General features: G+C 39.6%; 11 protein-coding genes and 5 tRNA genes. 5 read left to right on the forward strand and 11 right to left on the reverse strand.

Translation table 11 applies throughout. The features are described 5' to 3' along the window. Positions 1 to 26: 26 nt before the first annotated feature. From ACLKML_RS11715 to ACLKML_RS11740, 6 genes are all read right to left on the reverse strand, one after another. Positions 27 to 974: an SPOR domain-containing protein gene (locus ACLKML_RS11715; protein WP_413285479.1), complete on the reverse strand. Its 948-nt coding sequence runs from the start codon at positions 972 to 974 to the stop codon at positions 27 to 29. 121 nt (positions 975 to 1095) lie between these two features. Then, the gene (locus tag ACLKML_RS11720) at positions 1096 to 2034 is read right to left on the reverse strand and encodes an ABC transporter permease (protein WP_413285480.1); all 939 of its coding nucleotides are present in this window, start codon (positions 2032 to 2034) and stop codon (positions 1096 to 1098) included. Positions 2035 to 2036: 2 nt separating this feature from the next. Beyond that, on the reverse strand, positions 2037 to 3014 hold the full coding sequence (locus ACLKML_RS11725; protein ID WP_413285481.1) for an ABC transporter permease: 978 nt from the start codon (positions 3012 to 3014) through the stop codon (positions 2037 to 2039). 182 nt (positions 3015 to 3196) lie between these two features. Further along, positions 3197 to 4750 (reverse strand): ABC transporter substrate-binding protein, encoded by a 1554-nt coding sequence (locus ACLKML_RS11730; protein WP_413285482.1) that lies wholly within the window; start codon positions 4748 to 4750, stop codon positions 3197 to 3199. A 121-nt stretch (positions 4751 to 4871) separates the two neighbouring features. Then, entirely contained in the window at positions 4872 to 6581 is a 1710-nt protein-coding gene (locus tag ACLKML_RS11735) for a dipeptide ABC transporter ATP-binding protein (protein ID WP_413285483.1), read from the reverse strand. A gap of 828 nt (positions 6582 to 7409) precedes the next feature. Continuing rightward, a tRNA-Pro gene (locus tag ACLKML_RS11740) sits at positions 7410 to 7486 on the reverse strand. On the opposite strand from ACLKML_RS11740, the gene ACLKML_RS11745 reads away from it, so the two are divergent. Continuing rightward, positions 7459 to 7764, forward strand: a complete 306-nt coding sequence (locus ACLKML_RS11745; RefSeq protein WP_413285484.1) for a hypothetical protein — start codon at positions 7459 to 7461, stop codon at positions 7762 to 7764. The genes ACLKML_RS11740 and ACLKML_RS11745 overlap by 28 nt on opposite strands. Before the next feature lie 33 nt (positions 7765 to 7797). On the opposite strand, the gene ACLKML_RS11750 is transcribed toward ACLKML_RS11745, so the two are convergent. The 4 genes from ACLKML_RS11750 to ACLKML_RS11765 all read right to left on the reverse strand — a co-directional run bounded on the left by ACLKML_RS11750 (position 7798) and on the right by ACLKML_RS11765 (position 8340). Then, positions 7798 to 7873 (reverse strand) — tRNA-His (locus tag ACLKML_RS11750). A 45-nt stretch (positions 7874 to 7918) separates the two neighbouring features. Beyond that, positions 7919 to 7995: transfer RNA gene (locus ACLKML_RS11755), tRNA-Pro, on the reverse strand. A 153-nt stretch (positions 7996 to 8148) separates the two neighbouring features. After that, positions 8149 to 8224: transfer RNA gene (locus ACLKML_RS11760), tRNA-His, on the reverse strand. A gap of 39 nt (positions 8225 to 8263) precedes the next feature. Beyond that, positions 8264 to 8340, reverse strand: a tRNA-Arg gene (locus tag ACLKML_RS11765). A 285-nt stretch (positions 8341 to 8625) separates the two neighbouring features. Here ACLKML_RS11765 and ACLKML_RS11770 point away from each other — a divergent pair. Continuing rightward, positions 8626 to 9033, forward strand: coding sequence for a cytochrome c5 family protein (locus tag ACLKML_RS11770; RefSeq protein ID WP_317716447.1), 408 nt, complete (start codon positions 8626 to 8628; stop codon positions 9031 to 9033). Positions 9034 to 9139: 106 nt separating this feature from the next. On the opposite strand, the gene rep is transcribed toward ACLKML_RS11770, so the two are convergent. Beyond that, positions 9140 to 11161 (reverse strand): DNA helicase Rep, encoded by a 2022-nt coding sequence (gene rep, locus ACLKML_RS11775; protein ID WP_413285485.1) that lies wholly within the window; start codon positions 11159 to 11161, stop codon positions 9140 to 9142. Between the two features lie 176 nt (positions 11162 to 11337). On the opposite strand from rep, the gene ACLKML_RS11780 reads away from it, so the two are divergent. The 3 genes from ACLKML_RS11780 to ACLKML_RS11790 are packed head-to-tail and all read left to right on the forward strand — an operon-like array spanning position 11338 to position 16175. After that, positions 11338 to 11916, forward strand: coding sequence for a TetR/AcrR family transcriptional regulator (locus tag ACLKML_RS11780; RefSeq protein WP_413285875.1), 579 nt, complete (start codon positions 11338 to 11340; stop codon positions 11914 to 11916). 18 nt (positions 11917 to 11934) lie between these two features. Next, entirely contained in the window at positions 11935 to 13041 is a 1107-nt protein-coding gene (locus ACLKML_RS11785) for an efflux RND transporter periplasmic adaptor subunit (protein ID WP_413285486.1), read from the forward strand. An 11-nt stretch (positions 13042 to 13052) separates the two neighbouring features. Next, positions 13053 to 16175: a multidrug efflux RND transporter permease subunit gene (locus ACLKML_RS11790; RefSeq protein ID WP_413285487.1), complete on the forward strand. Its 3123-nt coding sequence runs from the start codon at positions 13053 to 13055 to the stop codon at positions 16173 to 16175. Positions 16176 to 16279 lie beyond the last annotated feature (104 nt).

Below are 16279 nucleotides of genomic sequence, written 5' to 3' on the forward strand. Positions count from 1 at the left end.
TGTAAAAATGTTAGCCTTAATTTTAACTACTTAATACAAACTACATTAAGTAGTGATGTCCCAGAAAGTTGAGTGATCTTGCCACTAGTAAACAGCCCTTTCTTTTCATCGCCCCAATAAGGAAGATGTAACGGCCATTGCTTAGTCTTCATAACTTGTGAGTCTATCAGGAGTTGCCATTCTTCTTCAGATGGAAGTCGCATATTTTGTAGTGCACACACTTCAACAGAACGTTCATAATTTAATCGATTCCAAGCAATATTATATTCCATATAAAATTGATCATAGCCTTCCATCAAAAAAGGGATCATATAATATTTATCACCAATCTTAACGTCTCTACGTGCCACAACGGTTTCAGATGGACCTATTGCTTGAGATTGGTCCTGCTCACTTTTCTGTTCAACGACTTCGCTTTTTTCTATCGCGACTGTTGAAGGGACAGCAGGTGAGGTAACAGTTGGAGCGTTAGTGATTGGTTTGCTAGCTGTTTTTCCATTAGAAACCGGTTTATTAGGCATTGCTTTGGCTGAGGTAACGGCTGTCCTTGGAGAAACGGTTGCATTTCGAATAAATGCTTGCTTATAGGAATTAAGCTTTTTTAACTGGTCGAGATCTTTTGTCGCTACCGAATACTGTTCATAAGGCCCAACTAAGCAACGATAATCTTTTTTTTCTTTTTTCAACCACACATTGCTTGAGATAACATTAGTCACTTCTTCTACTTCATTTTGGCTCAATGCATAATTAAATAACCCACATTGAATCCAAAATAAGCCGGTATCGACATCTGGAGTTACTCCCCACATGCCATTACCAATGGGGCAATCTTGAGAGAGTACGGGAATTGAATCTGTCGTCATCTGCCTTGCTTCACAGATATACTCATCATCAGCGGCATTAGCAAAAGATGAAAAGGCAAAGCTAATACAAAAAGCAAAGGCTACGGATTGTCTAACTAAAATACGGCTCATATTATTATCTCAATATTTATCATGCTATTACCATAGTAACAATAGCCTCTAAAAAGAAGAGCCGCAATAATAGCGACTCTTAGTTTAGAAATATTTATAGTTAGATATCAATCGCTTTAGATTATTCTTTATAAATTTTAGGGTTAAAGACGTCTCTTAACCAGTCTCCGAGCAAATTAATGACCAAAACTAAGGTTACCAAGACAAAACCAGGGAAAGCAGTAATCCACCATGCACCTGAAAATATGTAATTAAAACCGATGCTAATCAAGGCACCTAAAGAAGGCTGATCAACCGGCAAACCTAAGCCTAAGAAAGAAAGCGCCGCTTCCGACATAATTGCATTCGCCACCTGTACTGTCGATATAACCAAGATCGGTGATAAACAGTTTGGCAAGATATGACGGAACATAATTCGAGGAGAGCGAAAGCCCATTACTCGAGCCGCTTCTACATACTCTTTTTTCTTTTCAGCAAGCACTGAGGCTCTAATGGTACGGGCATACTGTGGCCATTCCGCAATACCAATAATAACCACTAACATTAACACCGCGTATTGGCTGTAAAAATCACTGCCAAAACTTGCTTTAAATATCGCCGAAACAATGATCGCAACCATCATGGTTGAAAACGACAACTGTACGTCTGCAAATCTCATTAAAAAACTATCAATCCGGCCACCAAAGTAACCAGCTGATAAACCAATAACGATACCTAACAATAACTGTAACCCCACGGCAAAAAAACCGATGGTAAGAGAAAGTCTAGAACCGTAAAGCATCGTCGATAATATGTCTCGTCCTTGCTCATCAGTACCCAGCATAAACCTTGAATCGCCTTCTTCCATCCAAGAAGGAGGAAGTTCAGAATCCATGATATCAATAGACGTTAAGTCATACGGATCAGTTGGTGATATTAAAGGTGCGGCCAATGCCATAACTAGGAATATCATAAAGACGGCAAAACTAAACATCGCCACCTTATCGCGTAAGAAATAATATAAAATGTCAGATTGTTTAAAGCGTTCCCAACGGCTTGGGACAACGTTAGATTGTTCCACGATTAAGCTCCTTTACCAGTTAAATTAACCGTCGGGTTAATCAAGCCATACATCAAATCGACAATAGTGTTTGTCACAACGAACACCAAACCTACAAAAATCACGTAAGCAGTAATTAACGGTGTATCAACACGATTAATCGCCTCTAAAAAGAGAAAACCGGTACCTGGCCACTGAAAAACAGTTTCAGTAAGGATGGTATAAGCCACCATGGTACCAATTTGCACACCACCAACCGTTAACACCGGTAACATGGTATTTTTAAGCGCATGTTGATAATAGATTTTTTTAGAGGATAAGCCTTTGGCACGGCCAAATTTAATATATTCAGAACTCAATACTTCCAGCATTTCAGAACGAACTAAACGAATAAATAGTGGTAGCATAATAGAGGCCAAAGAAACACTTGGTAGCACCAAATGCGCTAAACCATCGAGCGTAAAGAACCCCGACTCCCAACCAAGCAAGTTTATCGTTTCTCCTCTCCCATAAGAAGGCAGCCAACCTAATTCAATGGAGAAGACATACATCAGCATAATGGCGGTTAAAAATACCGGTATCGAAATCCCAATACTACTAAAGGCCATGATTACTTTGGTGAGTATACTTTTAGGATTAATCGCGGAATAAACTCCCAGAGGAATAGACATTAATACAATGATTAATGCTGCACCGAACACCAATTCTAACGTGGCAATTAGTTTATCTAAAATCACATCAGCAGCGGGCTTTTTATAAAAATAAGAGGTACCAAAATCACCTTGTATTGCATTGCCGACAAAGCGAGAATATTTAGTAAAAAACGGATCATTCAATCCTAACTCATCACGCAGAGCTTGACGTTCAGATTCCGAAACAGACTGGCCCACCAGTTCACGTAACGGGTCCCCCAAGTTATCTTGGATGGCAAATGCCACTAAACTGATCACAAACATAACTATCAGTGCCTGATATAGGCGCTTGACCAGAAACGAAAACATTCCTTGCCCCTTAATTTTCCATTGTCTTCTTCGAAAAGAAGTATTTCAGTCAGTCGTAAGTCTAAAAATGGCACTCAATCCGACTGAAATAAGATTGAGCGCCATAGAACGGTATTGCGTAAAATAAGTATTTGAACGCAGTCGTATGCTTTATTTAACTAACCATACAACTTACTTCCATATTATTTAACGACTAGGTCACCAAAGTATGGGAAGTTCATTGCATTAACGATTGGAGCAATATCAACATTAGATTTAGCACCCCATGCTAGATTTTGCCAATGTAAAGGAACAAACGCTGCATCGTTATACAGTGTTGCTTCTACCTGCTGTAGCATTTCCGCACGTTTAGCTGGATCGGTTTCTACATTTGACTCTTCTACTAAACGGTCAACATCTGCGTTTGAGTAGTAACCACAGTTATACTGACCACGACCAGTATCTTCATTACGAGTCATTGTTAAGAACTCAGAGAAGTTAGCAGAATCTTCTGTATCTGAATGCCAACCAATCATCATCATATCTGCTGAACACTTATCAAACTCAGGCCAATATTGTGCTTTAGGCAAGGTTTTCAAATCAACTTTAATACCAATTTTAGAAAGCATTGCTGCAGCTGCTTGAGCCACTTTCGCATCGTTCACGTAACGGTTGTTTGGTGCCATCATGCTTAAAGTAAAGCCGTCTTCATAACCCGCTTCTTTCATAAGCTCTTTTGCTTTTTTAACATCGAAACGAGGGGTTAATTCTGGGCTATAACCAGCATAACCTTCAGGACCTTGCTGACCAGCAGTGGTTGCAAAACCTTTCATGATCTTCTTAGCGATACCTTCGTTATTAATAGCATGAACGATTGCTTGACGAACACGAACATCTTTCAGTGCTTCGTTACTATTTTGGTTCATTTGGAACGTAATAATACGAGTACCTGGTAAGGTCACTAGCTCAATACCGGATGCATCTTGCACACGTTTATGATCATTAGGTGCTACAGGAGCAATCATATCAACATCGCCAGATAAAAGAGCGGCTACACGAGTTGCATCTTCTTTGATAGGCACTAACGTTAGGTTGTCTACGTTACCTTTTGATTCTTTATCCCAGTAATCGTTAAATCGAGCAAATTCAACCTTAACTCCTTGTTCACGAGACGTAACGGTAAATGGACCAGTACCTGAAACGTTAGTCGAAGCGAAGGAATTACCATGCTTAACAACTTCGTCTTTCTCTTTACCATCGTCGGTAGAGCCAGAATAGAACTTGCTATCCATTGGGAAGATGTATGTCGCAGTTTGCAACACTAGCGGGTAGGGACCATTAGTAACGATATCAACTGTATAATCGTCTACTTTTACCATTTCTTTATAAGGCGTAAAGATACCTTTAAAATCTGGAGAGTTTTTTAGACGATCGAACGTCCAAACAACATCATCAGCTGTCATTTCATTTCCAGAATGGAATTTAACACCTTGACGTAAGTTAAAACGCACAGTTGTATCGTTTTGACGCTCCCAACTAGTCGCTAGACGTGGTTCAAAATCCAATTTCTGTGTATAACGAACTAGTGGATCAAATACCATGTGAGACATTTGCAGTGTACCACCTGATAATTGCTCATGCGGATCAAGTGATACTGGATCGGCATCATAAGCAACTGTGATATCTGCAGCAGCAGCGCTAAAAGATAGACCTGCTGCCATTAAAGCAACTGTCAATTTGGTCTTGATGGTTTTCATTGCATAACTCCTTATGCGGGAAATCATATCCCTGTTTATTGTATTTGCATCTTTTTTGTGTTCTCGAGCATTCATACTCGAAAATTTTCTATTGGCTAAAAGTAATAATTAACCAACAAAATTACGCTATGTTTTCTCTTAATCCTGTAAATTCAGGCATCAAAGAAATAAGATGTTGACTGTATTCATGCTTAGGGTTGTTAAATAATTGCTCAGTTGGCGCAACTTCCAACAATTGCCCCATTTGCATCACCCCAATACGGTCACACATTTGACGAATAACCGGTAAATCATGGCTAATGAACAGCATGGTTAAATTCAGTTCATCTTGAAGATCTTTTAATAAGTTCAGTATTTGTGCTTGAACCGATACATCTAACGCTGACGTTGGTTCATCACAAATAAGTAGACGAGGTCTTGTTGCCAATGCTCGGGCAATGGAAATACGTTGACGTTGGCCACCAGAGAATTCATGTGGATACTTAAGCCCCGCCATTCTTCCTAAACCAACATGATCAAGCAAATCATGTACTATTTCTCGGGTCTGGCTCTCATCGCGAGTCAGTTTATGGAATCGAATCGGTTCGGCAATGATGTCAAAAATTTTCATTCTTGGATTCATCGAGGTGTAGGGGTTTTGGAACACCATTTGCATTTGACGGCGCATCGGACGACGTTCTTTTTCTGATTTCAATCCTGTAAGGTCTATTCCCTCAAAGGTAACCTTACCGGCATTAGGTGCATATAACCCCGCAATAACACGAGCAATAGTCGATTTACCTGAACCTGACTCTCCCACGAGACCAAACGTTTCACCTTCAAAAACTTCAAAGCTCACATCATTAGAGGCCTGTACATATTCTCTACGGCTTTCAAATAAAGAATCTTTGGTTACGAAACGTAAGCTAACATTTTCTACATTCAATAATGGACCAGTATAAGCTCTTTCTACTTGATTTTGACCTAGCCAATGATTTTTTACATCTAAAGGCGCCATTTCAACCGCTTCTTCAATGTAACTGACCAGTGGGAATCGTTCTAGTTTCTTATCTGAACGAGGCACCGCTGAAATGAGACTGCGAGTATAAGAATGGTCAGGATCCCCAAGCACCTTAGCAGTAGGACCAAACTCAACCAAATCTCCGCGGTACATAACAGCAACTTTATCCGTCACATTAGAAACTACACCCATATCATGAGTAACGAGCATACAGCCGACATTGTTGCTGACGCACAGTTCACGAATAAGGCTAAGGATCTGATCTTGAATAGAAACATCTAGAGCGGTGGTTGGTTCATCAGCAATAATAAGATCTGGCTCACCAGCTAACGCAATGGCAATAACAACCCGCTGTCTCATGCCTCCAGAAAATTGATGAGGATACTGCTTGAGTCGATTTTCTGGTTGAGGAATTCCAACTTGATTCATCAAAGAGAGTGAACGTTTATAAGCTTCGGCATCAGAAACGTTCATATTGGCATGAATTGTTTCTTTTAATTGATGTTCCACGGTAAAAAGTGGATTAAGCGACGTCATAGGATCTTGAAATATAAATCCTATTTTTGACCCACGAACCTTGCGCATATCTCTTGAAGATAATCCAGAAATCTTATCGCCATCAAGAAATACATCGCCACCAGCAATGATACCTGGAGGACTCAGTAGATCGATAACACCATTTCCTACTGTAGATTTACCCGCACCAGATTCACCAACAACACCAACTATTTCCCCACGTTCAATGTTGAACGATAAATTTTTAACTGCGGCATGTACACCATGCCTTGACGGATATTCTATCCGAAGGTTCTTAACTTCTAAAAGCGACATTACCAGACCTCGAACACGGCGCTAACAGCCCTGTCTGCAAATTGATTCCATTCATTACCAGAACAAAGCCCTGATAATCTAATAACTGACAAATTTGGCAAATAATTCACTAAAAAGCAACTTATATAGTATAAAAACACGCAGATGGACACTTTTAGAGCATGTACATTCAATAATTATTCGTTTTTTGTGAGAATGTAACAATTTATTAATTAGTCAGTTATTCTTTTATTTCAAAAAAAAACACCAAATATCAGCATAATCAATTATTCATTTTAATTTTTAAAAAACATAAGCTCATTGAGAGTAGGGGAATACAACCATAATTTAACAGCATCTAAAACCAACACACAAAAATAAACACTGTTTTATCTATATTTTAAAGTTAATAAATACAAAAAAACATTAAAAAAGCAGTTTTTATCCCTAAAAAGTTCAGGTTTAATATGTTTTTCTTGAAATGACTGAATAGAGTATATAGTGAGAAAAACATGAATAATGCTCTTCTTTATTCCATTAACACTATCACCTTTGCTGCCAAATTCTGCTATCTAAATACGGTAATACCGACTATCCAGACATTTTTCTAATTAATAAGAATTTTAAAGCGATCGTTAAAGAGTGGGGTTTAACCATAAAAAAGCCCCGTCTATTTTAGATGAGGCTTGAAAAGTGGTCGTGAAGGGCTGTATTTGAGAGAACTGAACCCTCCTCGCCCCTTTGAGTGTAAATTCACTAAGCAGAGACTTAATTCACTTGGCGTAGTTAATTTATCATTACGTCGAACAATAAAAAAAGCCCCGTCTATCTAAGACGAGGCTTTAAAAGTGGTCGGTGAAGAGGGATTCGAACCCCCGACCCTCTGGTCCCAAACCAGATGCGCTACCAAGCTGCGCTATTCACCGAAATCTTTTTTTTGGAAGCAACCCTCTGGTCCACTATTCCAAAACCGGAGATGCGCTACCAAGCTGCGCTATTCACCGAAATCTTTTTTTTGGAAGCAAACCCTCTGGTCCACTATTCCAAAACCGGAGATGCACTACCAAGCTGCGCTATTCACCGAAATCTTTTTTTGGAAGCAAACCCTCTGGTCCACCATTCCAAAACCGGGGATGCGCTATCAAAATACGCTATCCACCGAGTTTTCTTTTTTGGGGAGCAAACTTTTAGTCTACTGCCTTAACAGCCCAGAGTAACACTCTACACTATTTAATAATGGGGTGGCTAACGAGACTCGAACTCGCGACAACCGGAATCACAATCCAGGGCTCTACCAACTGAGCTATAGCCACCACAAATAATTAAAACCCTGCAAGTAAAGTCAGAATTCTAAAAAGTGGTCGGTGAAGAGGGATTCGAACCCCCGACCCTCTGGTCCCAAACCAGATGCGCTACCAAGCTGCGCTATTCACCGAAATTTATTTGTTTGGAAGCAAACCCTCTGGTCCACTATTCCAAAACCGGAGATGCGCGATCAAAATACGCTATTCACCGAAATTTTTCTTTTAGGAGCAAACTTTTTGTCTGCTACCTTAAACCCAGAGTAACACTCTACGCTTTATAATAATGGGGTGGCTAACGAGACTCGAACTCGCGACAACCGGAATCACAATCCAGGGCTCTACCAACTGAGCTATAGCCACCACTATTTTTTGCCGATAATATTTAACGCTTCCGGAAATTGGCGCGCCCGAAAGGATTCGAACCTTCGACCTTTGGCTCCGGAGGCCAACGCTCTATCCAGCTGAGCTACGGGCGCATGCCCTATCGGCGGAGTGGAATAATACGTAGTTCGTCTTTCTCAGTCTAGTTTTTTTTATAGTTTTTTTATTAATTGTTGTCTTTTTCAGCAGTTAGGATGTGATAAAACGCTGATCATAATGATTTTGGTATTTATCGCAGTAAATTAACAGGATATAATCCCCTATAATTCACACTGATTTAACAATGTGTTTTCAAATTATCCATTTTTAATTGAACACTCTAATAGTATTTGTTAACACACGCCAAATAAAAACGATAACTGCAAAGTGAGCTTAAATATATGTCCCTAAGAATAATCGGCGTACTATTCGCTGCAATTACATTCTCAGCTGGAAGCCTAGCGGCCAGTGTGAGCGATAAAGAATATGATGCTATTGCTGAACGCATCCAACCTGTTGGTGACGTTTATCTCGCAGGAGCGGCTCCTGTAGTAGAAGAAAGAACTGAACCACGTGATGGTGCTACCGTTTATAATACTTATTGCACAGCATGTCATGCTACAGGTGTAGCTGGAGCCCCTATAAAAGGCAATGCAGAACAATGGGCTCCTCGTATTGCTCAAGGTATGGAAGTATTAACTAATCATGCACTACAAGGCTTTAATGCGATGCCAGCAAAAGGGTCATGTATGGATTGTAGTGATGATGAAGTTATTGCTGCGATCAAATTCATCACTGAAGGTATGTAGCTATTATTTTTTACTGTTGCTTCTAGTGATAATGGTCAAAATGCAAAAGGGTTGTACTAAGTACAACCCTTTTATTTTTTAATAACCGTTGATATTGGTATTACTATTAACGTTTATTTTTAAACATATCTCTAATATTAGCGATATGCGCTTGTCCTTTTATCATTCTCTCTTCTGCCGATTGCGGTTTTTTTACACTTTCCCATTCAACATCATCAAAGGGTAGCTCATCGAGAAAACGGCTTTGAGTCGGCTTAATTAACTCGCCAAATTGTCGACGTTCTTTGCATAGAGTAAAAGTAAGCTCTTTTTGTGCACGCGTAATACCCACGTAAGCTAATCGACGCTCTTCTTCAACATTATCTTCATCGATGCTGGTTTGATGCGGCAATATACCTTCTTCTGTCCCCATTAAATAAACAAATGGAAATTCTAACCCTTTAGAAGCATGCAGTGTCATCAGCTGCACCTGATCGGCATCGCTATTTTCTTCGCCTCGTTCCATCATATCTCTAAGAGTAAGACGTAAAACCACTTCCTTTAGCGTCTTTATTTCTTGATCGTAATTATCACCTTCAAGATCAGCAACAATCCAATTGTATAGCTCAGATACATTTTTCATACGCATCTCTGCCGCTTTAGCACTGGAGGAAGTCTCATATAACCAATCTTCGTAATGAATATCTCTCACTAATGCTCGCAAAGCATCAACCGTATTGCCACGTTCGGCGTTATCTGCAATGGCCACGATCCAACGAGTAAATTTTTGTAGCGACTCTAAACCTCGACCAGAGAGATGCTGCTCAAGTCCAAGTTCAAAGCTGGCTTCAAATAAACTCTTTCCTCGCATATTCGCGTAACTACCCAGTTTTTCTAGTGTCACAGGACCAATCTCTCGACGCGGAGTGTTTACAATTCGGAGAAAAGCATTATCGTCATCTGGATTCACTAATACCTTCAGATACGCCATAATGTCTTTTATTTCTGCACGAGCAAAAAATGACGTACCACCAGAAATTTTATAGGGAATTCGGTTTTGCATCAGTGATTTTTCGATCAAGCGAGATTGATGGTTGCCTCGATAAAGTATGGCGTAGTCTTTGTATCCAGTTCTATTTAAAAATTTATGGGCAATAATTTCACCAGTAACTCTTTCTGCTTCATGCTCTTCATTATTTGCAATCAGCACTTTCAATTTTTCGCCATCTGGAAGGGCAGAAAACAGCGTTTTCTTTATAACATGAGGATTATTATCAATTAATATATTCGCGGCACGTAAAATGCGACTAGTAGAGCGATAATTTTGTTCCAACTTCACTATCCGCAAGTTAGGGTAATCTTTATTTAATAACACTAAATTTTGTGGTTTAGCGCCACGCCATGAATATATAGATTGGTCATCGTCACCCACTACGGTTAGGCGACCTCGCTCTCCAACCAACAATTTAACCAATTCATATTGACTGGTATTGGTATCTTGATATTCATCAACCAATAAATACCGAATACGAGTTTGCCAACGATGACGAATCTGTTCATTGTTCTTCAGCAACGCAACAGGCATGGAAATCAGATCGTCAAAGTCTAACGCGTTATAAGCTTTCATTTGCTTGGTATAAGCATCAAAGCAATGGGCAAATAACTGTTCTTGTTCAGAACGAGCGTAGCTAATAGCCATCGCTGGAGTAAGCATGTCATTTTTCCAATTAGATATAGAGCTAAGCAATTGCTTTAATAAGTCTTTATCACCATCTAATTGTTCTTCTGTCAGTTCTTTAAGCAAAGCCAACTGGTCTTGATCATCAAACAAAGAAAAGCCTGCCTTGAGACCGAGAGTTTTATATTCTTTTCTAATAATATTTAAGCCAAGAGTATGGAAAGTAGAAACCATTAACCCCCTTGATTCTTGCTTTCCTAACGTTTGACTGACCCGCTCTTTCATTTCGCGAGCCGCTTTATTAGTAAAGGTTACCGCTGCTATATTTCTGGCTTTATAACCACATTGTTGAATTAAATATGCCACTTTATTAGTGATCACTCGAGTTTTACCCGAACCAGCCCCTGCAAGCACAAGACAGGGTCCTGAGACAAATTTTACTGCTTCATCTTGTGCTGGATTTAACTTCATATTTAATACTCAAACGTGCAAAAGGAAATTAGCGCCTATAATAGTATTCTGGCTTTAATAATGCTAACGAGATATCTCTATGATTAGATTAATCCTATTTTTAAAGACTTATTTATTGAATTGTTATCAAGAAACGTGATTTAATGAATGAACGTTCATTCATTATTGAGTCTTCCATGTCTTTCGATACTAGCGGTGATAAAAAACAATTAATTCTTGATGCAACCGAAACATTGGTCGCTAAAGAAGGATTTCATGGTTTGTCTATGCAAAAACTGGCTAAAGAAGCAGGTGTTGCTGCCGGAACCATTTATCGCTATTTCAACGACAAAGAACATTTAATAGAAGAGACTCGCCTCCATGTAACGCAAAGAACCGCTGATATTATTCAGGCTAATCTGACTGATAACATGGAACTTAAAGAACAATATCGAACAATTTGGCTCAACATATGGCATTTTTCCAAAACTAAAAATGCGGTAATAAGCCATATGCTATACGAACAACTCTCTTCTAAAGATGGTCAATGTATCTTTCATAAAGAAAAAGAGATGTTTAGTAAAATTGAAAAAATGTTCGATGAAGGAAAATCGCAAGGCCTTTTTAAGCAATTCGATAACAAAGTGTTATCAAGCCTTAGCTTAGAATCCAGCTCTGCACTGGCTAGAAAACAAAGAAATAACTGTTTCCAACTTGATGAAAAGGCGTTAGAACACGCCATTGATGCGAGTTGGGATGCTTTAATTAATCACTAATTTGGAGTTCAAACAAGAATGAAAAAGTGGACTTTTTTCATGCTACTTATCGCAATATTGCTTTTTGGTAGTGTGATTGGCTTTAATATGTTCAAGCAAAAGAAAATTGCAGAATATATGGCAAACATGCCTGAACCAGAATTTCCGGTCACGATTGTGGAAGTAAATTCTGTTGATTGGGTTCCTACCATTCAAGCGATTGGTTTTATAGAGCCCAATCAAGGCGTCACCCTTGCTACAGAATCAAATGGTGTTATTGACAAAATTCAATTTGATTCAGGCGATACGGTAAAAACTGGCCAAAAGTTAATTATTCTTGATACCGAAGTTGAGAACGCCAACTTAAACAGTGCAAAGGCTCGTTTGCCTGCAGCAAAAGCCAAATATAATCGTTATAAAGGCCTATATAAAAAGGGATCGGTATCGAAAGAGTCTTACGATACCGCAGAAGCCGAATATTTTTCTCTTAAATCTGACATACAGTCTTTAGAAGCCGCTATTGATAGAAGGGAAATTTCTGCTCCTTTTGATGGTGTTGTTGGTATTCGCAATGTATTTCTTGGCCAATATCTTCAAACTGGTGACGAGATCGTCCGTTTAGAAGACACTAGCGTGATGCGTCTACGTTTTACAGTTTCACAAACAGATATTTCTCGTATCTACATCGAACAAGAAGTAGATATCAAAGTAGACTCTTACCCTGAAGAGACTTTTAAAGGCACCATTTCTGCTATCGAACCTGCGGTTGATAGCCAAAGTGGTCTAATACAAGTTCAAGCAGATATCCCGAATAACGGTGGTAAACTTCGCAGTGGCATGTTTGCTCGTGCAAATATTATCCTCCCGACCATTAAAGATCAGATTGTGCTTCCTCAAGTTGCGATCACATTTACTTTATACGGTGACAATGTCTATGTTCTGTCAGAAGTGGACGGTGTTATGCGCGTAAAACAACATGTTGTGAATGTGGGTGAACGTAGAGGCGATATAGCTCATATCATGAGTGGCGTGAGTGCTGGCGATCAAGTCGTCACATCTGGCCAAGTACGCCTAAGTAACGATGCGAAAGTTAAAGTAGTCGAGAGTGATGCACTTACTCCTCCTACTGAAACACCGATGCTTTAATTGGGGGCAAAATGCGCTTTACTGACATTTTTATAAAACGTCCAGTTCTAGCGGTATCCATCAGCTTTTTGATTGCATTGCTTGGCTTACAGGCAATATTCAAGATGCAAGTACGTGAATACCCAGAAATGACGAATACCGTAGTTACCGTAACAACAAGTTATTACGGTGCGAGTGCTAACTTAATTCAAGGCTTTATTACTCAGCCATTGGAACAAGCTATTGCACAGGCAGATAACATCGACTACATGACATCACAGTCTGTGCTCGGTATGTCTACCATTACAGTAACAATGAAACTGAATACCGATCCTAATGCAGCGTTATCGGATATTCTTGCTAAAACAAACTCGGTGCGGTCTCAATTACCTAGTGAATCCGAAGATCCGACAGTAAAAATGTCGACAGGTTCGACGACAGCTGTTTTGTATATTGGTTTCACCAGTGACGAGTTAGTTTCCAGCCAAGTAACAGATTATCTAGAACGAGTTATCGATCCTCAATTATTCTCTGTGAGCGGGGTAGCGAGTGTTGATCACTATGGTGGTTCTAAATACGCAATGCGTATTTGGTTAGATCCAGCCAAAATGGCTGCTATCGGTTTAACCGCAACTGATGTTATGAGTGTCCTAAACTCCAATAACTATCAGTCAGCAACAGGGCAATCAATTGGTGAGTTCGTTATATATAACGGCAGCGCCGATACTCAAATCTCTAGTGTGGCCGAATTAGAACGCTTGGTCATAAAACAAGAAGATGGCGAATTAGTACGCTTACAAGATATTGCTAAAGTCTCGCGAGAGAAAAGTCACGATGTTGTACGTGCAAATGCTAATGGTCGCGAAGCAGTTGTTGCCGCAATTAACGCAACGCCAAGCGCCAACCCAATTAATATTGCCCACGATGTGTTGGAACTATTACCGACATTAGAAAAAAACATGCCAAGCAATATTGAAATGAATGTTCTGTATGATTCCACTGTTGCGATTAATGAATCAATTAGTGAAGTTATTAAGACCATTCTTGAAGCCGCCCTCATTGTATTGATTGTTATTACTCTATTTTTAGGGTCATTACGTGCGGTTATTATCCCTATTGTGACCATACCACTTTCACTTATTGGTGTTGCAATGGTCATGCAGTCAATTGGTTTCTCTTGGAACCTAATGACGCTATTGGCAATGGTACTGGCGATTGGACTGGTGGTTGATGATGCTATTGTTGTTCTAGAAAACGTCGATCGGCATATCAAACTTGGTGAATCGCCCTTTAGAGCTGCGATCATTGGTACTCGTGAAATTGCGGTACCCGTGATTGCAATGACGCTAACACTTGGTGCGGTATATGCTCCTATAGCCATGATGGGTGGGATCACCGGTTCTTTATTTAAAGAATTTGCCTTGACTCTAGCTGGTGCAGTATTTGTTTCCGGTATTATTGCCTTAACCTTATCTCCGGTTATGTGTTCTAAGATGCTCAAACCACATACTAAACCAAACCGATTCGAAACAACGGTGCACGGTATTCTTGATAGAATGAGTAACCGTTATGAAAAAATGCTAGGCGCGATAATGAAAAAACGCCCTGTCATTATCGGTTTTGCTATTATTGTATTTGCTAGTCTTCCGTTGCTATTCAAGTTCATTCCAAGTGAACTTGCCCCTTCAGAAGACAAAGGTATCGTTATGTTAATCGGTACTGGTCCATCAAATGCCAACCTCGATTACTTGCAAAATACTATGGCAGATGTGAACCAAATGCTTGCAGATCAACCAGAAGTGGCCTATTCGCAAGTATTCGTAGGGGTGCCAAATTCCAACCAAGCCTTTGGTATAGCATCAATGGTTCCATGGAGTGAACGCGAAGCGAGTCAATCAGAAGTGGCAAACCGAGTTGGTCAACTGGTGAAAACGGTACCAGGTATGGCAGTAACAGCCTTCCAAATGCCCGAACTACCAGGTGCAGGCTCAGGCTTACCTATCCAATTTGTTATTACTACACCAAATAGTTTTGAAAGCTTATTCCAAATAGCAACCGACATCTTAATTGATACTGTGTCGAGTCCATATTTTGTCTATTCTAATATTGATTTGAATTACGATTCCGCAACAATGAAAATTAATATTGATAAAGATAAAGCGGGGGCTTATGGCGTAACAATGCAAGACATTGGTATCACTTTAAGTGCAATGATGGCAGATGGATACGTCAATCGTATTGACTTAAACGGTCGTTCTTACGAAGTCATTCCTCAAGTTGAGCGAAAATATAGATTAAACCCTGAATCAATGAATAACTATTATGTCCGTTCTTCAAGTGGTGCTGCGGTTCCTTTAGGTAGCTTGATCAATATTGATGTTGTCGCTGAGCCTCGTTCTTTGCCTCACTTTAATCAATTAAACTCAGCAACTATCGGTGCTGTACCTTCTCCTACTATTGCAATGGGAGATGCAATTAATTGGTTTGAAAATATAGCAGCAGAGAAACTACCAAATGGTTATTCATATGACTATATGGGCGAATCAAGACAATATGTTACCGAAGGTAGTTCTTTATTCGCTACTTTTGGTTTGGCACTAGCAATCATCTATCTTGTATTAGCGATTCAATTTGAATCAGTAAAAGATCCATTAGTTATTATGGTCTCGGTACCTTTGGCTATTTGTGGGGCCTTAATCGCACTAGCATGGGGAGCTGCAACAATGAACATATACTCTCAAGTTGGATTGATTACACTGGTTGGCTTGATAACTAAACACGGTATTTTGATTTGTGAAGTAGCAAAAGAAGAACAGCTACTACATAACAAATCACGTACCGAGGCGGTAATGGAAGCAGCTAAAGTACGTCTTCGCCCAATATTAATGACAACTGCTGCCATGATAGCAGGTTTGATTCCTTTGATGTATGCAACAGGAGCAGGAGCTGCTCAGCGCTTCAGTATTGGTATTGTTATTGTTTCTGGATTAGCGATTGGTACCTTATTTACTCTATTCGTACTTCCGGTTATCTACTCTTATCTCGCAGAAAAACACAAACCTCTGCCGGTATTCGTAGAAGATAAAGATTTAGAAAAACTTGCACGATTTGATGAGGCAAAAGCCGCTCAACGCCAGTTCTCTAATCACAATTAAATAAGCATGTATGTTTAAAAGGTCACTTCGGTGGCCTTTTTTATTGCTATTGTTAACGACATTGTTTGATAATTTGCTTAGAATAAAAACAAATTGATAGGAGT

Source organism: Vibrio sp. MA40-2 (assembly GCF_047302445.1).
GTDB lineage: Bacteria > Pseudomonadota > Gammaproteobacteria > Enterobacterales > Vibrionaceae > Vibrio.